19 protein-coding genes are annotated in these 18,827 nt (G+C 70.8%); 12 read left to right on the top strand and 7 right to left on the bottom strand.

Going from position 1 to position 18,827, the window contains the following annotated elements; all coding sequences use genetic code 11:
• Positions 1 to 87: 87 nt before the first annotated feature.
• From ACTOQ1_RS39445 to ACTOQ1_RS39420, 6 genes are all read left to right on the top strand, one after another.
• Positions 88 to 1,302 carry a PspC domain-containing protein gene (locus tag ACTOQ1_RS39445; protein WP_440073325.1) on the top strand — a complete coding sequence of 405 codons (1,215 nt, stop codon included), beginning with the start codon at positions 88 to 90 and terminating at the stop codon, positions 1,300 to 1,302.
• Between the two features lie 139 nt (positions 1,303 to 1,441).
• Positions 1,442 to 2,080: a response regulator transcription factor gene (locus ACTOQ1_RS39440; RefSeq protein ID WP_350943408.1), complete on the top strand. Its 639-nt coding sequence runs from the start codon at positions 1,442 to 1,444 to the stop codon at positions 2,078 to 2,080.
• Between the two features lie 91 nt (positions 2,081 to 2,171).
• Positions 2,172 to 3,641, top strand: a complete 1,470-nt coding sequence (locus tag ACTOQ1_RS39435) for a glutamate-cysteine ligase family protein (protein ID WP_440073323.1) — start codon at positions 2,172 to 2,174, stop codon at positions 3,639 to 3,641.
• Between the two features lie 180 nt (positions 3,642 to 3,821).
• Entirely contained in the window at positions 3,822 to 4,496 is a 675-nt protein-coding gene (locus tag ACTOQ1_RS39430; RefSeq protein WP_440073322.1) for a neutral zinc metallopeptidase, read from the top strand.
• A gap of 214 nt (positions 4,497 to 4,710) precedes the next feature.
• The gene (locus tag ACTOQ1_RS39425) at positions 4,711 to 4,974 is read left to right on the top strand and encodes a WhiB family transcriptional regulator (RefSeq protein WP_362678664.1); all 264 of its coding nucleotides are present in this window, start codon (positions 4,711 to 4,713) and stop codon (positions 4,972 to 4,974) included.
• Positions 4,975 to 5,092: 118 nt separating this feature from the next.
• Positions 5,093 to 6,067 carry a CPBP family intramembrane glutamic endopeptidase gene (locus ACTOQ1_RS39420; protein WP_440073321.1) on the top strand — a complete coding sequence of 325 codons (975 nt, stop codon included), beginning with the start codon at positions 5,093 to 5,095 and terminating at the stop codon, positions 6,065 to 6,067.
• Here ACTOQ1_RS39420 and ACTOQ1_RS39415 read toward each other — a convergent pair.
• Together ACTOQ1_RS39415 and ACTOQ1_RS39410 are read right to left on the bottom strand one after the other, a co-directional pair.
• Entirely contained in the window at positions 6,016 to 6,798 is a 783-nt protein-coding gene (locus tag ACTOQ1_RS39415; protein ID WP_440073320.1) for an ABC transporter permease, read from the bottom strand. The two genes, ACTOQ1_RS39420 and ACTOQ1_RS39415, sit on opposite strands and share 52 nt — an antisense overlap.
• Before the next feature lie 163 nt (positions 6,799 to 6,961).
• Positions 6,962 to 7,681: a PIG-L deacetylase family protein gene (locus ACTOQ1_RS39410; RefSeq protein WP_440073319.1), complete on the bottom strand. Its 720-nt coding sequence runs from the start codon at positions 7,679 to 7,681 to the stop codon at positions 6,962 to 6,964.
• Positions 7,682 to 7,800: 119 nt separating this feature from the next.
• Here ACTOQ1_RS39410 and pcrA point away from each other — a divergent pair, with 119 nt between their 5' ends.
• The gene (gene pcrA / locus ACTOQ1_RS39405; protein ID WP_440073318.1) at positions 7,801 to 10,065 is read left to right on the top strand and encodes a DNA helicase PcrA; all 2,265 of its coding nucleotides are present in this window, start codon (positions 7,801 to 7,803) and stop codon (positions 10,063 to 10,065) included.
• Between the two features lie 80 nt (positions 10,066 to 10,145).
• On the opposite strand, the gene ACTOQ1_RS39400 is transcribed toward pcrA, so the two are convergent.
• The 3 genes from ACTOQ1_RS39400 to ACTOQ1_RS39390 form a co-directional block, all read right to left on the bottom strand.
• Positions 10,146 to 10,580 (bottom strand): hypothetical protein, encoded by a 435-nt coding sequence (locus ACTOQ1_RS39400; protein WP_440073316.1) that lies wholly within the window; start codon positions 10,578 to 10,580, stop codon positions 10,146 to 10,148.
• Entirely contained in the window at positions 10,562 to 11,275 is a 714-nt protein-coding gene (locus tag ACTOQ1_RS39395; RefSeq protein WP_440073315.1) for an SDR family oxidoreductase, read from the bottom strand. Before ACTOQ1_RS39395 ends, ACTOQ1_RS39400 begins: the two co-directional genes overlap by 19 nt.
• 126 nt (positions 11,276 to 11,401) lie before the next feature.
• Positions 11,402 to 11,548: a hypothetical protein gene (locus ACTOQ1_RS39390; RefSeq protein WP_440073313.1), complete on the bottom strand. Its 147-nt coding sequence runs from the start codon at positions 11,546 to 11,548 to the stop codon at positions 11,402 to 11,404.
• A gap of 72 nt (positions 11,549 to 11,620) precedes the next feature.
• Between ACTOQ1_RS39390 and ACTOQ1_RS39385 the strand changes: the two genes are divergently transcribed.
• Both ACTOQ1_RS39385 and ACTOQ1_RS39380 read left to right on the top strand, forming a co-directional pair.
• A complete protein-coding gene (locus tag ACTOQ1_RS39385; RefSeq protein ID WP_440073312.1) occupies positions 11,621 to 12,841 on the top strand; it encodes an FAD-dependent monooxygenase in 1,221 nt (406 codons plus the stop codon).
• A gap of 91 nt (positions 12,842 to 12,932) precedes the next feature.
• On the top strand, positions 12,933 to 13,652 hold the full coding sequence (locus ACTOQ1_RS39380; protein ID WP_440073311.1) for a TetR/AcrR family transcriptional regulator: 720 nt from the start codon (positions 12,933 to 12,935) through the stop codon (positions 13,650 to 13,652).
• Positions 13,653 to 13,947: 295 nt separating this feature from the next.
• Here the strand turns inward: ACTOQ1_RS39380 and ACTOQ1_RS39375 are convergent, their stop codons facing one another.
• Entirely contained in the window at positions 13,948 to 14,856 is a 909-nt protein-coding gene (locus ACTOQ1_RS39375) for a hypothetical protein (protein WP_440073309.1), read from the bottom strand.
• Positions 14,857 to 15,126: 270 nt separating this feature from the next.
• Entirely contained in the window at positions 15,127 to 16,005 is an 879-nt protein-coding gene (locus ACTOQ1_RS39370) for a hypothetical protein (protein ID WP_440073308.1), read from the bottom strand.
• 430 nt (positions 16,006 to 16,435) lie between these two features.
• On the opposite strand from ACTOQ1_RS39370, the gene ACTOQ1_RS39365 reads away from it, so the two are divergent.
• From ACTOQ1_RS39365 to ACTOQ1_RS39355, 3 genes are all read left to right on the top strand, one after another.
• A complete protein-coding gene (locus ACTOQ1_RS39365) occupies positions 16,436 to 16,843 on the top strand; it encodes a cobalamin B12-binding domain-containing protein (RefSeq protein ID WP_440073307.1) in 408 nt (135 codons plus the stop codon).
• A gap of 333 nt (positions 16,844 to 17,176) precedes the next feature.
• On the top strand, positions 17,177 to 18,358 hold the full coding sequence (gene sucC, locus ACTOQ1_RS39360) for an ADP-forming succinate--CoA ligase subunit beta (RefSeq protein ID WP_440073305.1): 1,182 nt from the start codon (positions 17,177 to 17,179) through the stop codon (positions 18,356 to 18,358).
• On the top strand, positions 18,358 to 18,827 hold a 470-nt coding region (locus ACTOQ1_RS39355), incomplete at its 3' end, for a CoA-binding protein (RefSeq protein ID WP_440073304.1). The genes sucC and ACTOQ1_RS39355, both read left to right, overlap by 1 nt.

Genomic DNA, 18,827 nt, shown 5'->3' with positions numbered 1-18,827 from the left:
TCCCGGAGAGGGTACGTCTCTCTCAGGGTCGCTTCAGGGGAACGCCTGATGCACTGGCAGGCTGGTTCATGTGACGATGCTGACGATATGGCTGACCGACAGACAGTTCGCGACGCGGCGCCCGTGACCTCCGACGACGCCCCCTTCCCCCGCCTGGTGAGACCGGTGGAGGGGCGGCTGGTCGCCGGGGTGGCCCAGGGTGCCGCCGCCCAGCTCCGGCTCGACCCGGTCGTGCTGCGGCTGGCCTTCGTGCTGCTCACCGTCCTGGACGGGTTCGGCGCCCTGGCGTACGCCGCCCTGTGGATGTTCACCCCGCGCGAGCCGTACGAGGGCAGGGAGCCGGGGAGGGACTGGAGCCAGCTCACCGCGTACGCCGCGATCGGGCTGGCGCTGATGGCACTGGGCTGGCTCACCGGCGCCTCGGGCGCCGGGATCGGGGCCTGGCCGATCGCCGTGGGCGGCATCGGCTCGCTGATCCTGTGGCAGCAGGCCGACCCCGACCGGCGGCAGCGCTGGATGAGCAACACCGTCGGGCAGGTCCGCCAGAACCGGGTCCGCACCTTCCTCGGGCTCGTGCTCGTCGTGGTCGGCGCGATCGGTTTCCTGGTGGCCAACGACGAGCTGGGCAACGCGCGTCCGGGCATCGTGTTCACCCTGGTGGTCGTGGGCGGTGTCGCGCTGATCGCCGCGCCCTGGCTGGCCGCCCTGTGGAAGGAGCTGCAGCGCGAACGCCGCGAGCGCATCCGGCAGGAGGAACGCGCCGAGGTGGCCGCGCACGTGCACGACTCGGTGCTGCACACCCTGACGCTCATCCAGCGCAACGCCCAGGACCCGCGCGAGGTGATGCGGCTGGCCCGCTCCCAGGAGCGGGAGCTGCGCAACTGGCTCTACCAGCCCCAGCAGGACGCCGACGCGTCGGTGGCCGCGGCCGTGCGGCGGGTGGCGGCCGAGGAGGAGGACGCGCACGGGGTGCCGATCGAGGTCGTCTGCGTCGGCGACGGCCCGCTCACCCCCGAGCTGTCCGCGATGATGCAGGCCGCGAGGCAGGCGATGGTCAACGCCGCGAAATACTCCGGGTCCGAGGTCGTCTCCGTGTACGCCGAGACGGAACCGGATGAGGTCACCATCTTCGTCCGGGATCGGGGGATCGGGTTCGACATGGACGACGTGCCCGAGGATCGTATGGGTATCCGCCAGTCGATCATCGGCAGGATGGAGCGCCACGGGGGCAGCGCCCGTGTGCGGACCGAGCCCGGCGAGGGCACGGAAGTGATGCTGACCATGAAGCTGGAGAAGACGTGAGCGGCGAGCGAGCCACGACGCGGCGAGCCGGGGCCCCGCCCCCGGGATCGCGGCGGGCCGGAGAGCGGATCTCAGGACGACCCCCGGGATCGCGACGAGCAGGAGAGCGGCCCTCGGGACCGCGAGGGGAAGAAGTCCGATGAGTGTGGTGAAGGTCCTGATCGTCGACGACCACCGTCTGTTCCGCTCCGGCGTGCGGGCCGAGCTGGGCGACTCCATCGAGGTGATCGGGGAGGCCGAGGACGTGGAGTCCGCGGTCAAGGCGATCGCCGCGCTGGGGCCCGACGTGGTCCTGCTCGACGTGCACATGCCCGGCGGCGGCGGCCAGGAGGTGCTGCGCCGGGTGCTCGGCTCCGGTTCCACGGTCCGCTTCCTCGCCCTGTCGGTCTCCGACGCGGCGGAGGACGTCATCGGCGTGATCCGGGGCGGTGCCAGGGGATACGTGACCAAGAACATCAGCGGGCGCGAGCTCACCGACGCCATCCGCCGGGTGGCCGAGGGCGACGCGGTCTTCTCCCCGAGGCTGGCCGGGTTCGTGCTGGACGCGTTCGCCTCCAGCGAGGCTCCGCCGATCGACCCCGAGCTCGACTCGCTCACCCAGCGTGAGCGCGAGGTGCTGCGGCTGATCGCCCGCGGTTACGCGTACAAGGAGATCGCCAAGGAGCTGTTCATCTCGGTGAAGACCGTGGAGACCCACGTCTCGTCCGTGCTGCGCAAGCTGCAGCTCTCCAACCGTCACGAGCTGTCCCGCTGGGCCACGGCGCGGCGCCTGGTCTGAGTCCCCGGCGTCCACGGATCCCCGGCGTCCACGGCATCCTCACCTCGCGGACTTCTGTACGAGTAGTTACTTCTGTGCGACTCTGCGAAGTATGGGACGCGATGTACCTGCGATGGTGTTCAGCCGCGAGGACCGGCGGCGCTACCGGGACAAGGTCCGCCGGTGCCTTGACGTCTTCGCGCAGATGCTGCGCGAGTCCAGGTTCGAGTTCGACGAGCCCAGGGCCGGGCTGGAGATCGAGCTCAACCTCGTGGACGAGCGCGGCGAGGCCACCATGAAGAACGTCGAGGTGCTGGAGGCCATCGCCGAGCCCGACTGGGCGACCGAACTGGGCCAGTTCAACGTGGAGATCAACGTCCTGCCCGAATCCCTGGAGGGGGACGGCGCTGCCCGGCTGGAGAAGGTGATCAGGGACCGGCTCAACCACGCCGAGGAACGGGCGCGTACCGTCGGCGGGCACATGGTGATGGTCGGGATCCTGCCCACGCTGCGAGAGAGCGACGTGCACGAGGGCACGCTGTCGGCCAACCCCCGCTACAAGCTCCTCAACGAGCAGATCTTCGCGGCCAGGGGTGAGGACCTGCACCTGTCGATCGAGGGCGAGGAGTTCCTGGAGGCCTACGCCGACAGCATCACCCCCGAGGCCGCCTGCACGAGCCTCCAGCTCCACCTCCAGGTCAGCCCCGAGGCGTTCGCCGCCAACTGGAACGCCGCCCAGGCCGTCGCGGGCCCCCAAGTGGCGCTGGCGGCCAACTCCCCGTTCCTGTTCGGCCGCAGGCTCTGGCAGGAGACCAGGATCCCGCTGTTCGAGCAGGCCACCGACACCCGCCCGGTGGAGCTGAAGACCCAGGGGGTGCGGCCCAGGGTGTGGTTCGGCGAGCGGTGGATCACCTCGGTCTTCGATCTCTTCGAGGAGAACGCCCGCTACTTCCCCGCGCTGCTGCCCCTGTGCGACGACGAGGACCCGCGCGAGGAGCTGGCGCGCGGCATCACCCCGCAGCTCGGCGAGCTGACCCTGCACAACGGCACCGTCTACCGGTGGAACCGGCCGGTCTACGCGGTCGTGGACGGCACCCCGCACCTGCGGGTGGAGAACCGGGTGCTGCCCGCCGGGCCCTCGGTGGCGGACGTCGCCGCCAACGCCGCCTTCTACTACGGGCTCATGCGCGTCCTCCCGTACGCCGAACGCCCGGTCTGGACGCGCATGTCGTTCGCCGCGGCCGAGGACAACCTGCACGCCGCCGCCCGGTACGGACTGGACGCCCGGCTGTTCTGGCCGGGGCTCGGCGAGGTGGTCGCGTCGGAGCTGGTCCTGCGCCGCCTGCTGCCGCTCGCCCACGAGGGACTCGACCTGTGGGGGGTGGACCCCGGGGCCAGGGACCGGCTGCTGGGGATCGTCGAGCAGCGCTGCCTGACGGGCACGACCGGGGCGAGCTGGCAGATCGACGCGGTGAACGCGCTCGGCGACCTCGACAGGCACGAGGCACTGCGCCGGATGACCCTGCGCTACATCGAGAACATGCACACCAACGAGCCCGTTCACACCTGGCCGTCCCCGTGAGACCGCGGCCGAGATCGTTTCCGGGATCGCGGCCGGAGCCGCCGGAACGCCCGCAACGCCGGTGGGGTCGCCGCTGCGAGGGCTGACGGGGCCCGCCGTGCCTCCCCGGCCTCCGCGCCGGCCGGCCTCCGGTCGCACCGATCGCTCGCGCGGGGCCGCGGACTCCGTCACGATGGGCCCATGAGAGCGTTCTCCTTTTTCCTGGCCCTGGTCCTGGCGGCCGTCACCGCCTGCGGGAGCGTGGGGGAGGGCACGGAACCGGAGGCCGGCCCCACCGGCGGGCAGGCCACGTCCAGCGCGCGGGGGCAGACGTTCGAGTCGGACGTCGAGCTGGCCAGGGAGCTCACCGAGGCCTACTGGAAGCAGACCTTCGCGGCGGCCGGGCTGACCTACCGCCCGGTCACCGCGTTCGTCGCCTACCAGGGAGAGAACGGGCCCGACTGCGGCGGGCGGCCCTCGGTGCCGAACAACGCCTTCTACTGCTCGGCGGGACACTTCATCGCCTACGACGAGACGTGGATGAACGAGCTCTACGAGCGGATGGGCGACGGCTCGGTCTACGTGATCATCCCGCACGAGTTCGGGCACGCGGTGCAGGCGCAGCTGAACACCGCGTTCCGCCTGAACATCGAGCAGGAGCTCCAGGCCGACTGCTACGCCGGGGGAACCCTGGGGGCGCTCGTCAAGGGCGGCTCGCTGCAGACCGAGCCCGGCGACGAGGACGAGCTCCTGATCAACCTCGCCGCGGCGGGCGACCCCACCGACGACTGGCTGCGCCCGGACGCCCACGGCACGGCGGGCCAGCGCCAGGAGCTGTTCGCCAAGGGATACAACCAGGGGACGACCGTCTGCTGAGGCCGCGTCGCGCGACGCGGGCGCCGGAGCGGGCCACGAGGGTGCCACGGGGTGGCGCCGGGGCGCCGAGGGGGTGTCACGGGGGTGGCGCGCCACCGGGGTACGCCGCGATGAGTACGGGTGAATCCGTCGAGAGGCTGATGTCCCGCCGCAGGGGTCCGCCTAGTCTGGCCGAGGACGCCGGGCCACCAGGGGGCGATCAGGGGGCGATGTCATGCGGACGACGGTGCGGGATATCGGCTGGGCCGCGCGGGGTGCCTGCGGTACGAGCGACCCCGAGCTGTTCTTCCCGCTGACGCAGTCGGCCGAGCACGAGGCGCGGGCGAAGGCGGTCTGCGAGCGGTGCCCGGTGCTGAAGGAGTGCCGGGCCTACGCGCTCCGCGCGGCCGAGCCCGAGGGGATCTGGGGCGGCCTGACGGTGCGGGAACGCCGTCTTCTGCGCTTCCCCGCCGGCTGGCGCCAGGCCGCCGCGGGCTGAGCTCCGATCGCGTAGCCTCGAACCGGATTCGAGGGGATCCCGAAGATCACGGTCCCCGGCGCGGCCCGGCACGCGGGGCGCGAGACGGCGTCCGAGGGAGTCGTGGGCAGTCGTGGGCATGGAGCGCGAGCCGGGGCGAGCCGCGTGCGCCGGACCCGAGGCGGTGCCCGGTGTGTCCGCGGGCACGCGTGCGGGCGTGCGGGCGGGCGCGGTGGCCGTGCTGGTGGCGGCCAACGTGCTCAACAACCGCGTGGCGCCGAGGCTGGCGCCGCTGACCTCGGCCGCGGCCACCGGCGCGCTGGTCGTCATGGCCCGCCGGTCCGGGCTCTCCTGGGCCGAGCTGGGATTCCACCGGCGCGCGCGGGGCCTGCGGATCGGCGGCGCGCTCGTCTCCGCCGTGGCCGCGGCCTACACCGTGGGCATCGCCGTCCCGGCCACCCGCCGGTTCTTCCGCGACGAGCGCGCCCTGTCCCTGTCCCGCGCCCGCGCGCTGGAGGAGGCACTGCTCCAGGTGCCGGTCGGCACGGTCCTGCTCGAGGAGGTCGGTTTCCGCGGGGTGCTGCACGCCCTCGTCGCGCGCTCCCACGGCCACGGTACGGCGACCGTGGTCTCCTCGGTTCTCTTCGGCCTCTGGCACATCCTGCCCGCCGTCGACATGATGGCCGCCAACCCCGCCCTGAGCCGCCTGGCCGGGGGGGAGGCCCTCGACGTCCCGGCCGCCCGTCATCCCGGTACGGAGGGTCCGGGGAGCGGGCCCGGGGGCGGGCCGGGGGGCGGGCACACTCCCGGCGCCCCGGACACGCCCACCGGAACGGACGCGCGGAACGCGCGGAACGCGCGGGACGCGCATGACGCGCAGGGCACACCGGGCGGGCCCGGGGTGTCCGGGGTGCCTGAGAGAGCGCCCGCGTGGCAGGTGGCGCGCGTCGTGGCCGGGTCGGTGATCACGACGGGCCTCGCCGGGGTGCTCTTCACCGAGCTGCGCAGGAGGGGAGGCCTGGCCGCTCCCGCGATGTTCCACGTCGCGACCAACTCCCTGGGCTACCTGTTCGCCCGCCTGGCCCCGCCGGACAGGCCCGCCCCCGGCCGCTGACCGCCGAAGCGGCCGCGGGCGGCGAGCTCGATCGTGACGACCACGGCCACCGCCTCCGCGGCCAGCAGCGCGACCAGCACGACGAGCTGCACCACTCCGGCCTGGAGCGGGCCGGCTCCGCCCAGGAGCATCCCCACGAAGGCGCCGGGCAGCGTGACCAGGCCCACGGTTCCCGTCTGGTCCAGCGCGGGTACCAGCGCCTGCGCCGCGGGCGGGCGGCAGATCTCCAGCGCCGCGTCCCGCTCGGAGAAGCCCAGCGAGAGCGCCGCCTCCACCTCGCCGCGCCGGCGGGCCAGCTCGTCCAGGGCCCGCCGTCCGGCGAGGGCCGTGACCGTCAGGCACCCGCCCAGCAGGATGCCCGCGACCGGGATCAGCGTGATGCCCAGCGGCGGGACGACGCCGCTGCCGAACAGCAGGGCCAGGACCGGCAGGGTCCCGGCCGCGATGGGCACCGCGGCCCACCGGACGGCGGAACCCGAGGTGATCCTGCGTCCCGCGGTCACGCTCGCCACCCCGTACATGACCAGCACGAAGACCGCCACCGCGAGCGCGTGCTCGACGGCCCACACGATGATCAGGGAGACCGCGCCGAGCTGGGCGGCGGCGCGCAGGCACGCCACGAGCACCGCGGGCGCGTGCCCGAGGCGGCCGAGCCGGGCGACGGCGGCGGCTCCGACGGCCAGCAGGAGGACGACGACGGCGGTGGCGAGGGACAGGTCGATGCTGTTCAACGGCGCGGACCTCCCGTCGGGTGCCTTCCAGGCTCCCAGGTCCTCGGCGGCGACCGCGAGGAGGGCCCGGCTCCTCCCGCCGGGCGCCCTTCGGACTCCCGGCGGGAGCGGTGCTCCGGTCGCGGTCCGCCCCCCTGCGGCGCTCTTCGGGCCCTCGGGAGGATCAGGCGGTGGGGACCCGCTGGAAGGCCTCGACGTAGCGGCCCTCGCCGAAGCCCGCCTCGACGGCGATCTGCGAGAAGCGGCCCCGCAGGAAGCTCTCGAAGTCCTCCAGGTGGCCGATCTGGCTGGCGTGGGCGCGCAGGGCGGCGAGCTTGCGGTCGAAGGTGTCGGTGACGTCCACGTGGTGGTCGGGCGTCGGGCCGCCGTTGAGCCACACCTCGCGGACGGTCCAGGCCTCCAGCCCCTCGTCGAGCAGCAGCGAGGGGAAGGTGTACGGGTTGCGCGCGTCGGGGTAGACGGCGTCGAGGGCACAGCCGCCGACCGCGCGGTGGTCGGGGTGGCTGGGGGCGATGAACCGGTGGTTGCGCTCGGGGCTGTGGGTGATCACCAGGTCGGGTCTGACCTGCCGGATGACCCGGGTGATGTCACGCCGCAGCTCCAGGCTCTGCACCACGGTCCCGTCGTGGTGGCCGAGGTAGCGCACGTCGGTCACGCCGACGGCCTTGGCGGCGTTGGACTGCTCGGTCCGGCGCAACTCGGCCATGCCGCCGTTGTCCAGCTCGCGGTCGAAGCCGCCCGCGTCACCGTCGGTGACCACGCAGTAGGTCACCTCGACGCCTCGGTCGGTGAACAGCGCGATCGTGCCCGCGGCGGCGAAGTCGACGTCGTCGGGGTGTGCGGTGACCGCCAATACGCGGTTGATCTCGTTCTCGGGCAGCATGAGAAGACCTTTCCGTTTTTCCGCGTACCGCTCCGTCATCACAACCGCGGGGGAGTCCGCCCGCATTCCTTTGCGATGGCTGGACCCGGTTGTCGGTCGGTCGCTCTAACCTAGGGGACGTGTCGATCCCAGCCTCTTCCCTGACCCATCCGTTGCTCGACGGGCTCAACCCCCAGCAGCGCGAGGCCGTCGTGCACCACGGCAGCCCCCTGCTCATCGTCGCGGGCGCGGGTTCCGGCAAGACCCGGGTGCTGACCCACCGCATCGCCTACCTGCTGGGCGAGCGGGGCGTGCAGCCGCAGGAGATCCTGGCGATCACCTTCACCAACAAGGCCGCGAGGGAGATGAAGGACCGGGTCGACCGGCTCATCGGCCCGCGCTCGGCGGCGATGTGGGTGATGACCTTCCACAGCGCGTGCGTGCGGATCCTGCGCCGCGAGGCCAGGCGCCTGGGCTTCCCGACGAGCTTCTCCATCTACGACCAGGCCGACTCCCAGCGGCTGATGGCGATGGTCTGCCGCGAGATGGACCTCGACCCCAAGCGCTACCCGCCGAGATCGTTCTCCGCCCAGGTCAGCAACTTCAAGAACGAGCTGATCGACTACGAGACGGCGTCGGCCCAGGCGTCCACCCACCTGGAGCGCAAGCTCGCCGAGGCGTACCGCAACTACCAGCGGAAGCTCACCGAGGCCGGAGCGATGGACTTCGACGACCTCATCATGCTGACGGTGACGCTGTTCCAGATCTTCCCCGACGTGGCCGAGCACTACCGGCTCCGCTGGCGCCACATCATGGTGGACGAGTACCAGGACACCAACCACGCCCAGTACACCCTGATCCGCGAGATCGCCGGCCGTCCCGAGCCGCGCACCGCCGACGGGGACACGGTCAGGGAGGGCATGGAGGGCGGGGTCGCCCCGGCCGAGCTGTGCGTGGTCGGTGACGCCGACCAGTCGATCTACGCCTTCCGTGGCGCGACGATCCGCAACATCCTGGAGTTCGAGCGCGACTACCCGGAGGCCAGGACGATCCTGCTGGAGCAGAACTACCGCTCCACCCAGACGATCCTGTCCGCCGCCAACGCGGTGATCTCGCGCAACGCGAGCCGCAAGCCCAAGAACCTCTGGTCCGACCAGGGCGCCGGGGCGAAGATCATCGGATATGTCGCCGACAACGAGCACGACGAGGCCATGTTCGTCGCGCAGGAGGTCGACAGGCTCACCGACCACGAGGACGTCGTGCCCGGCCAGGTCGCGGTGTTCTACCGGACCAACGCCGCCTCCCGGGTGTTCGAGGAGATCTTCATCCGGACCGGCCTGCCGTACAAGGTGGTGGGCGGGGTGCGCTTCTACGAGCGCAAGGAGGTCCGCGACCTGCTCGCCTACCTGCGCTTCCTGTCCAACCCGAACGACGTGGTGTCGCTGCGCCGCATCCTCAACGTGCCCAAGCGCGGCATCGGCGAGCGCGCCGAGGCGATGGTCGAGGCGTTCGCGACCAGGGAGCGGATCCCCTACTGGGAGGGGCTCCGCCGGGCGGACGACGCGCCGGGCATGGCCACCCGCTCGCTCAAGGCCATCAAGGAGTTCGTCGCGCTGATGGACGAGCTCATGGTGAAGGCCGACGACATGACGCCCTCGGAGCTGGCCCAGGAGGTGCTGGCGAGCACCGGTTACCGCCTGGAGCTCACGGCCTCCAACGACCCGCAGGACGAGAGCCGCCTGGAGAACCTGGACGAGATGATCTCGGTCGCCTCCGAGTTCGAGGAGGCCAACCCCGAGGGCACGCTGGTGGAGTTCCTGGAGCAGGTCTCCCTGGTCGCCGACGCCGACCAGATCCCGGCGGCCGACGGCGGCCAGGGCGTGGTGACGCTGATGACGCTGCACACCGCGAAGGGGCTGGAGTTCCCGGTGGTGTTCCTCACCGGCATGGAAGACGGCGTCTTCCCGCACATGCGCTCGCTCGGCGAGCCCAAGGAGCTGGAGGAGGAGCGCCGCCTGGCCTACGTCGGCATCACCCGGGCCGAGCAGCGCCTCTACATCTCCAGGGCGGCCGTCCGCAGCTCCTGGGGCTCGCCCGCGTTCAACCCGGCCTCCCGGTTCGTCGCCGAGATCCCGTCCGAGCTGGTCGACTGGCGCAGCGACCCGGAGAAGAGCGCCTGGAGCGCCGCCACCCGCCGCGACTCCCGTCCCGCCCCGGCCAGGAAGCCCGGCGGCAGGCAGATCCCCAACCTGACCCCCGGCGACCGGATCACCCACGACCAGTTCGGCCTGGGCACGGTCGTGTCCGTGGACGGCGTCGCGGAGAAGACCAAGGTCAAGATCGACTTCGGTGGCGGGGGAGAGAAGACCCTGCTGCTGGCGTACGCGCCCCTGGAGAAGCTCTAGCCTTCCCCGGATGAGCGTCCGGGGAAGGCGGAGGGGCCCGGGAGCGGTTGGCGCGTTTGCCCGGCGTCCTCGCCGAGGCGTCAGGAAGGACCGGGTCCGGGCTCCTTGACGGGCAGCATCATGAGGATCGAGAGGATCAGGAGGCCACCCAATATCACCGCCACGCTGACCTTGTCGATGACGGGGAAGACGTGCAGGTGCAGCATGTGCCACAGGAAGTGGATCGCGTTGTAGATCGACCACGCGCCCCCGGTCACCACCAGGGACTCCCGGGTCGGCCGGCGCAGCGCCCACACGCTCAGCACCAGCAGCGCCAGGTTGAGCGCCCCCATGTCGACGACCAGATGCTCGTTGTACGGGCCGAGCGCCGCGACCCAGTGGAACCCCGGCGCCGGGAAGTCGTCGTAGAACGACCGCGGGAACGCCGCCGCCCACACCCCCTGGTACGCCGCCACCACCGCCAGCAACCCGGCCATCCAGCGCTTGGCCGTCACGGTCATCGCGACGCCGCCCACTGCTCGAAGGTGATCTTCCCGCTGCGGAAGTCGCCGGTCGGCAGCACGCCACCGTTCGCCATCGCCTTGCCGGCGGGCACCGTCAGCACCAGTTTGCCTCTGGCCAGGCGGCGCATCATCGATGCCATCGTCAGCACCTCGGGGCCGGCCAGTTCGGTCGCCCGGCCCTGGGCGGGGCCTTCGGCCAGGCGCACGAGCTCGACGGCGACCTCGGAGGCGGCGACCGGCCGGCTCAGCATCAACGGCGCCACCTTCACCGGACCGGGCACCTTGTCGAGCATCTGCGCCGCGAACTCGTGGAACTGCGTCACCCGCAGGAGCGTCACCGGGATCGGGCCGGCCAGCGCCAGCTCCTCCTGGCGGCGCTTGCCGAAGTAGTAGCCCGAGTCGACCCGGTCGACCCCGACGATCGACAGGAGCACGTGGTGGCGTACGCCCGCCCGCTCCTCCGCCGCCAGCAGGTTGCGTGTCTCGGTCTCGAAGAACGCCACCGACGTCTTGCGGCTGAGCGTCGTCACGTTCGCCACGTCGATCACGACGTCCACACCGCGCAGCGCGTCGTCGAGACCGGCTCCCGTTATCAGGTCGACGCCGCTCGACCGGGACATCACCACGACCTCGTGGCCCTGCTCGCGCGCCCGCTCGACCACCAGCCTGCCGACCCAGCCGGTTCCTCCGGCCACCGCAATCCTCATCGCGTTTCCTTCCTTCTTCATCATTGCGTTCCGTCCTTTCTCGTCGACTCGACAAGCAAGACAAGGACGAGGGGCTGAATGTGACCGCCGATCGCACCCGCTCGGCAGTTCGAGCCGCTCGGCTCGTCAGCGGTCCGGCGAGTCCCGGAAACCGGTGAGTACCCGGGCGCCACGGCCGGGGTCCCGGGTCATCCACCGGTGGCCGAGCTCGACGAGCGGCGGCTCCCGGACCTCCGGCGTCTCGGGGAAGCCGTGGACGAAAACGGTTGGCATGGCGGGAACTCCGTTCACATCGAACGAGACTGACCATATGACCAATCTGGTCAGAAACTATAGTCTGCGGGCATGAAGACGAACACCACCCCGCGACAGCGGGTTCTCGTAGTCGGGCTCGGCGTCAGCGGAACCGCCTCCGCGCTGCGGCTGCGCAAGGCGGGCTGGGACGTTGTCGTCCTGGAGAAAGCAGCCGAACGCCGCCGCGGCGGGTACTTCCTCACCCTCTTCGGCACCGGGATCACCGCGGCGGAGCGCCTGGGCATCGAGGTGCCGAACCGCTTCTCGACGGACATCGCCTACTACAACGTCGATCGCGCAGGCCGGCGGCGGCGCGGCATGGGCTTCACCGAGGCCGTGGCCGGCGAGTCACGCCCGGTCGTGCGCGGCGACGTCGAGCAGGCGGCGTTCGACGCCCTGCCCGAGGACGTGGAGATCCGCTACTCGTCCGTTCCGGTCGCGCTGCGCCAGGACGCGGAAAGCGTGCGGGTCGACATCGAGGACCGGGCCGCGGGGACGGTGACCACCGAACGGTTCGACCTCGTGGTCGGGGCCGACGGCCTGCGCTCGACCGTGCGCCGGCTGGCGTTCGGGCCCGATGAGGGCCGCCTTCACCGTCTCGGCTACATGCTCGCGGCGTGTGCCCTGCCCGGCCCGGTCCCCGGTTTCCGGGGCACGGACGGAATCGTCATGTCCGAGCTGGGCCGGTCGGCATGGGTGTTCGCCTTCGCCGACCGGCCACCGACGGTGCTGTTCAACTACCGGACCGACGATGTGGACGGCGAGTTCACCCGGCCCGCCATCGACTCGCTGCGGGCGGTGTTCGGACCGGAGCCCACGGGTGCGACGCTCGGCTGGCTGCTCGACCGGTTCGAGCAGGCGCCTGACCGCCTGTTCGACACCGCCGAGCAGGTGCGGCTCGACACGTGGCACCAGGGCAGGGTGGTGCTCGTCGGCGACTCGGCGTGGTGCCTGACCCTCTACTCCGGGATGGGGGCCTCCAGCGGCCTGGCCGGGGCCGACGTGCTGGGCACGATGCTGGAGCGGTATCCCGGAGACGTGCCGCGGGCGCTGCGCGCCTGGGAGGAGAGACTCCGCCCCTTCATCGAGTTCCACCAGGGCTCCGGCATGGCCATGCGCAAGCTCTTCGTCCCGGCCGGCCGCACCGAGTACGGGCTCCGGTTCGTCTTCGACCACGTGGCGGGGACCACGCTCGGCAGAACGCTCCTCTCGGAGGCCAAACACCGCAGCAAGGCTTCCCGGATGAAGACGATCGACATCGCCTGGACGTGACCCGGACCCGGGTCCGCCGCACGGTAGGGTTCACCTCCGTGAATCCACGTGACATCATGCCGCCGAAGAGCGAACGGGAGGAACCCCGACGGTGAGACGGCTGATCGAACACGACTCCGTCAAGGCGGCCAGAATCCTCGACAGCGCGCGCGAGCTGGTCCTCGCACACGGCGTCCGCAAGGTGACCATCGCCGAGATCGCCGCGGCCGCGGGTGTGGGCAAGGGCACGGTCTACCTGTACTGGGAGACCAAGGAAGACCTGCTCGTGGGGCTGGCCGCGCGCGAGGTGCTGGCCTGGATCGACACCATCAACACCCAGATCGCCCAGGACCCGCAGTCCATCCTGCCCCGCCGTCTCGCTCCGCTGCTCATCCGCACGACACTGGGCAACCCGTGGCTGCGGTGGCTCATGAGCGACGACAGCGCCCTGCGGCAGCTGCTCCACCGCCCCGCCGACCAGGAGCGCTTCGCCGGGGCCACCACGAGCGCGCTGGGCAACGCGGTCGTGACGATCCTGCGCGACCACGGGATCGTGCGCGACGACCTCCCGCTGCCCAAGCAGATGTACGCCCTGCACGCCGTGCTGGTCGGGTTCAGCACCGTCATGAACAACGTCGATGTCGCAGGCCCGCTCAGCATCGACGATCCGGAAACCGCCCTCGCCGACACCGTCCACCTGCTGCTCGAACGGCCTCACGACCCCGCCGCGCGCGATGTCGCCAAGGCCGCGGAAGCGGTGCGTACCCGGTTCACCGAGATTCACGACAACCTCCTGGGACTCGTCGCTGCGGGCGCCGCCGGAACCAGATGACCCGCGTCCTCGAGGCCGTGCCGTTCAGCCGCGGATCAGCCGACGCGGCGTGCGCCAGGCGGCGGGGCCTGCGCGTGGCGCGGCCGAGCTCGCGCGCGATCTCGCGGATCGATGCCTTCTCCCGCACCCGATCGGCGAGGTGGATCCGCTCGGTCTCGTTCGGGTAGCGGCCACGCATGGCTGGGGGCGCCGCCGATGTGATCGGTGGCGCCCCCATGTGCCTGCCGGTCGGATCGCGTCCGTCACGCCATCGTCCGGTCCGGTCCGGTCCGGTCCCCGGTCCCCCCGGGCCGGTTCAGCCCTTGAAGAGCTCCTGGACGGGGTCCTCGGGCTGGGTGACGTCGCCGAGGAGCTCGTCGAATTCGACCACCTGGCCGGCGGGCGGTGCCTTGATCGTGACCTTGGTGCCCCAGCCGGTGTAGCGGGTGTCGTTGACGTAGGTCAGCTCGGTGCTGTTGAGGCCCTGGGTGAACTCCGTGTACGACGACACGATCCGGCGGACCAGCTGGTCGGAGCCGAGATAGATCTTCCAGGTCACCGGGAGCGTCGCGGACCTGCCGGTGGGCTTCCTGCCCAGCATCGTGCGCACCGCGGGAGAGACCCTGAAGAGCTCGGCCAGCGTGATCGTGCCCGAGTGGACCGTGGTCCGGGTGCCGTCCCACGTCCCGCCGGGGCGCTTGGCGCGGGTGTGGGCGAGGGTCGCCCTGAGCGTGCCGGGCTCGACGGTGCTGATGATCTGCTGGAAGGCGCTGACCAGGGAGAGCGTGCCACTTGGCGTGCGCAGCCACTTCTTGCCCTCGGGCATGGACTCGGCGAAGATGCCGCCCGAGGTGTAGCTGACGCCCTTCAGCGAGATCGTCCGCGACGGGGTGAACAGGCCCTTGAGCTCGCTGTCCGGCACAGGCAGGTTGAACTTGGTGGTCAGGTCCGAGGCGACCATGCCGGTCCTGCCGAACTCCAGCACCCCGCTCCGCCGGGTGAAGATCGTCCGGCTCTTCTTGCCCTCACCGACGATCTTCGTGTTCTCGGTGAGCTTCACGCCCCGGTGGGTCCTGAACTGGCGCTTCAGCGCCGAGACCGGGTCGGCCGCGCCGGCCTGGGCGGTCCGGGTGGTCGTGGCGCCCGCCGGGGCGACGGTCACCAGCGTGGGAACGATCAGGGCTGCCATGGTGGCGCCGGTCAGGACGGCGATGATTCGCCTCATCGAGGGGGTCCTCCCGTAGGTGTCCTCGCGTCGTCGCGGAGGGTGGAAGAAGATTCTTCCCTATATCCCGAAATATTGGATCAAGAATCGACAGAGGTGCCGGGCTCCGCGCCGTCGGCGGACGCCGCAGGCCGCGCCCGGCGGAGGAAACCCGCCGGGCGCGGCCCGTGTGGTGCGAGATGTGATCAGCGCGGGACGATCGGTGCCGTGCGATCGGTGTGGTGTGATCAGCGCGGGACGAACCGGTGCCGTGTGATCAGCCCCGGGTGATCAGCTGCCGCCGCTCAGCAGGGGGATGGGGGTGTCGGTCTCCACGCCCTCGTCCAGATCGTCCGGCTTGGCGACCTGATCGGCCGGCGGCGCCTTGACCGTCACCCTGGAGCCCCAGCCGGTGTAGCGGGTCTCGACCGAGATGGTCATTCCCGGCGGGGCGGCCAGGGCGCTCGCGGGATAGGAAGTGGTCAGGCTCCTCGGGAGCAGGTCGGAGCCGAGAGCCAGCTTCCACTGCACCACGGTCTTCGACTGCTTGGCCGTCGGGGGAACGAAGATGCCGGCCCGGAACCACGGTGAGACCTTGTAGAGCTCGCCGAAAGTGATCTTTCCCGAGTAGGCGGTCGGGCGCTTGACCGTGGCGCGCGCGAGCAGGGCCTTGAGCGTCGCGGGCTCGGCGGGGTTGACGAGCTGGCTCAACCGGCCGGTGTTGCCCAGAACGCCCGGCAATTTAAGCCACGTTTTGTCCTCGGGCAGGAATTGGCCGAAGATGCCGCCGGAGACGTAGGAGGTGTTCTTGACGCGGATCACCCGCTCGGGCTTGGTCAGACCGACCAGTACCTTGCTCTCCTCCTCGCTCAGGTTCTCGGTAATCTCCGCGATGTCGCTCGCCTTGATGCGCAGCTTGGTGGTCTGGTCGGACGCGTTGATTCCGGAGGCGCCGAACTGGAACACCCCCTTGCGCTGAGCCACGACCGCGCTGCCGTACGAGGCGCGCCCCTTCGTGGTGTCGACGTACGTCACGCCCCGGCCGTTTTTGAACTGCTTCTTCAGTGCGCTGATCGGATCGGCGGCCTGTGCGTGCGCGGTCGATGCCAGCGCCGGAACGCCCAGCATGGCCGTTGCGGCGCACGCCAGCCCGGCGATGTATCGCTTCAAAGGGATGTCCTCCTGATTGATCCCTCCACCCCGCTGGGGGAGGGACGACACATTCTTGTGGAGAAAGATCACGGAACGGTAGCGCATTTGGCGGATTGCCTTGAATTAACCGTGCACATTCGGTGCAGAGAGGTTCTGCCGACCTTTGGCGCGCCGTCATCCCCTATACCGGGAACCCGGCTTCGTTTCCGAACAATCACGGACGGTCAGTTTTCCTTTTCCGTACGGCCCCGGTTCCGCCGCGCATTCCGGCCGGTTCAACCGGGGCGCGGCCGCCGGGGGAGACGGGCCGTTGCGCCGTACGGAAAGGCGGTGAAATTCGTACCGCTGTACCGTGGTTCGCGGTGGCCCGCCGAGCTCGGCGCGGCGCGGCCGGTTACGCTGCGGACAGCTCCCACGTCGCGAGGGGAGCGCAGACAAGGAGGTCTGGATGGATGCCGTGTCGAGGATCCGCGTCGTCATCGCCAAGCCGGGGCTGGACGGTCACGACAGGGGCGTGAAGATCGTGGCGCGGGCGCTGCGGGACGCCGGGATGGAGGTCGTCTACACCGGCCTGCACCAGACGCCCGAGCAGATCGTGCGCACCGCGATCCAGGAGGACGCCGCCGCGGTCGGTCTGTCCATCCTGTCGGGCGCGCACATGACGCTCTTCGCCAAGGTGCTGGAGCTGCTGAAGGAGAACGACGCGAGCGACATCGTGGTGTTCGGTGGCGGGATCATCCCCGAGGCCGACATGCCCGCCCTCCAGGAGATGGGCGTCGCACGCGTCTTCACCCCGGGCGCCACCACCCAGGAGATCGTCGACTGGGTGCGGAGCGCGATCCCCTCGCCCGTCTGACGGTCCTTACGCCCGTTTGACGATGCCGCGTCCGTCTGGCGGTCCCCACCCGTTCGACGGACCTCTCGCCGGTGCTCCGGTCGCCCCTCGCCTGTCCGACGAACCTCTGACAGATCGCCCGCAGGCCCGGTGAACCGGCTCGCGGGACCGGCGGCCGGACCGGCCGGTTCGGCGCGGGCAGCGTTCGGGGCGTACGATCTGGAACCCGGTTACCTGGTCATGCCATGAGGCGGGCTAGGCTTCATTGGCGCAAAACCGCCGGGCTCCCCCTTGGATCATGGAGTCGGCTCGCTCACATCTGTACACCAGCCGGACAAGCAAGGACGGACCCTCGTGGACCTGTTCGAACATCAGGCGAAGGAGCTCTTCGCGGAGTACGGCATCCCGGTGCCGCGCGGCGTGGTCGCGCACACCGTGGAGGAGGCACGGGCGGCAGCCGAGCAGCTGACCGGCCGTGTCGTTGTCAAGGCCCAGGTCAAGACCGGTGGTCGAGGCAAGGCCGGAGGCGTGAAGGTCGCCGACGACGCCGCCGACGCCGAGCGGAAGGCCACCGACATCCTCGGCATGGACATCAAGGGCCACACGGTCCACAAGGTCCTGATCGAGGAAGCCAGCGCGATCGCGGAGGAGTACTACTTCTCCTTCCTGCTCGACCGCGCCAACCGTACGTTCCTCGCCATCTGCTCCGCGGCGGGCGGCATGGACATCGAAGAGGTCGCGCACAGCACCCCCGAGAAGGTCGCCAAGGTCCCGGTCTCTCCCCTGGACGGCGTCGACCGGGCCAAGGCCCGCGAGATCGCCCAGGCCGGGGGGCTGCCGGAGGCCGCGCTCGACGGCGCCGCCGAGCTCATCGAGAAGCTCTGGTGCGCCTTCGTCGACGAGGACGCCTCCCTCGTCGAGGTCAACCCGATGATCCTGTCCGCCGACGGCCAGGTGAAGGCCCTCGACGGCAAGGTCACCCTCGACGACAACGCGTCCTTCCGCCAGGCGGACCACGCGGCCTTCGAGGACAAGGCCGCCGAGGACCCGCTGGAGGCCGCGGCCAAGGCCAAGGACCTCAACTACGTCAAGCTCGACGGTTCCGTCGGCATCATCGGCAACGGCGCCGGCCTGGTCATGTCGACCCTGGACGTCGTCGCCTACGCGGGCGAGGCGTTCCCCGGTCAGCCCAAGCCCGCCAACTTCCTCGACATCGGCGGCGGCGCCTCGGCCGAGGTGATGGCGGCAGGCCTGGAGATCATCATCTCCGACCCCGCGGTGAAGTCGATCTTCGTCAACGTCTTCGGCGGCATCACCGCCTGCGACGCGGTCGCCAACGGCATCGTCTCGGCCTTCCAGCTGCTGGACGCCCGCGGTGAGAGCGTGAGCCGCCCGCTGGTCGTCCGCCTGGACGGCAACAACGCCGAACTCGGGCGTCAGATTCTCTCCGACGCCAAGCTCTCCGGCGTCGAACTGGTGGACACCATGGACGATGCGGCCAAGCGCGCCGCCGAGCTCGCCGCGGTAGGTGCGTAATGGCCATCTGGCTGAACGAGAACAGCAAGATCATCGTCCAGGGCATGACCGGCGGTGAGGGCACCAAGCACACCCGCCGGATGCTCGCCTCCGGCGCCCGCGTCGTCGGCGGCGTCAACGCCCGCAAGGCGGGCACCGTCCACGAGGGCCTGCCCGTCTTCGGCACCGTCGCCGAGGCCGTCAAGGAGACCGGCGCCGACGTGTCGGTCGTCTTCGTGCCCCCGGCGTTCACCAAGGACGCCGTCAAGGAGGCCATCGACGCCGAGATCCCGCTCTGCGTGGTCATCACCGAGGGCGTCCCGATCCACGACACCACCGAGTTCTGGGCGTACGCGGTCGCCAAGGGCGGCAAGACCCGGATCATCGGGCCCAACTGCCCCGGCATCGCCTCGCCCGGCGCCTCCAACGCGGGGATCATCCCGGCCGACATCACCAGCGCGGGCCGCATCGGCCTGGTCTCGAAGTCGGG

This window comes from Streptosporangium sp. OZ121, from assembly GCF_051918885.1.
In the GTDB taxonomy this organism is placed as follows: domain Bacteria; phylum Actinomycetota; class Actinomycetes; order Streptosporangiales; family Streptosporangiaceae; genus Streptosporangium.
This window is presented reverse-complemented; position numbering and strand designations above follow the sequence as displayed.

What these genes read in the sequence shown, in the direction of transcription:
- ACTOQ1_RS39390 (WP_440073313.1), bottom strand. Translation starts at nt 11,548, where the DNA reads ATGCCAACCGTTTTCGTCCACGGCTTCCCCGAGACGCCGGAGGTCCGG.
- ACTOQ1_RS39385 (WP_440073312.1), top strand. Translation starts at nt 11,621, where the DNA reads ATGAAGACGAACACCACCCCGCGACAGCGGGTTCTCGTAGTCGGGCTC.
- ACTOQ1_RS39440 (WP_350943408.1), top strand. Translation starts at nt 1,442, where the DNA reads ATGAGTGTGGTGAAGGTCCTGATCGTCGACGACCACCGTCTGTTCCGC.
- ACTOQ1_RS39445 (WP_440073325.1), top strand. Translation starts at nt 88, where the DNA reads ATGGCTGACCGACAGACAGTTCGCGACGCGGCGCCCGTGACCTCCGAC.
- ACTOQ1_RS39425 (WP_362678664.1), top strand. Translation starts at nt 4,711, where the DNA reads ATGCGGACGACGGTGCGGGATATCGGCTGGGCCGCGCGGGGTGCCTGC.
- ACTOQ1_RS39375 (WP_440073309.1), bottom strand. Translation starts at nt 14,856, where the DNA reads ATGAGGCGAATCATCGCCGTCCTGACCGGCGCCACCATGGCAGCCCTG.
- ACTOQ1_RS39435 (WP_440073323.1), top strand. Translation starts at nt 2,172, where the DNA reads ATGGGACGCGATGTACCTGCGATGGTGTTCAGCCGCGAGGACCGGCGG.
- ACTOQ1_RS39430 (WP_440073322.1), top strand. Translation starts at nt 3,822, where the DNA reads ATGAGAGCGTTCTCCTTTTTCCTGGCCCTGGTCCTGGCGGCCGTCACC.
- ACTOQ1_RS39395 (WP_440073315.1), bottom strand. Translation starts at nt 11,275, where the DNA reads ATGAGGATTGCGGTGGCCGGAGGAACCGGCTGGGTCGGCAGGCTGGTG.
- ACTOQ1_RS39420 (WP_440073321.1), top strand. Translation starts at nt 5,093, where the DNA reads ATGGAGCGCGAGCCGGGGCGAGCCGCGTGCGCCGGACCCGAGGCGGTG.
- ACTOQ1_RS39410 (WP_440073319.1), bottom strand. Translation starts at nt 7,681, where the DNA reads ATGCTGCCCGAGAACGAGATCAACCGCGTATTGGCGGTCACCGCACAC.
- ACTOQ1_RS39365 (WP_440073307.1), top strand. Translation starts at nt 16,436, where the DNA reads ATGGATGCCGTGTCGAGGATCCGCGTCGTCATCGCCAAGCCGGGGCTG.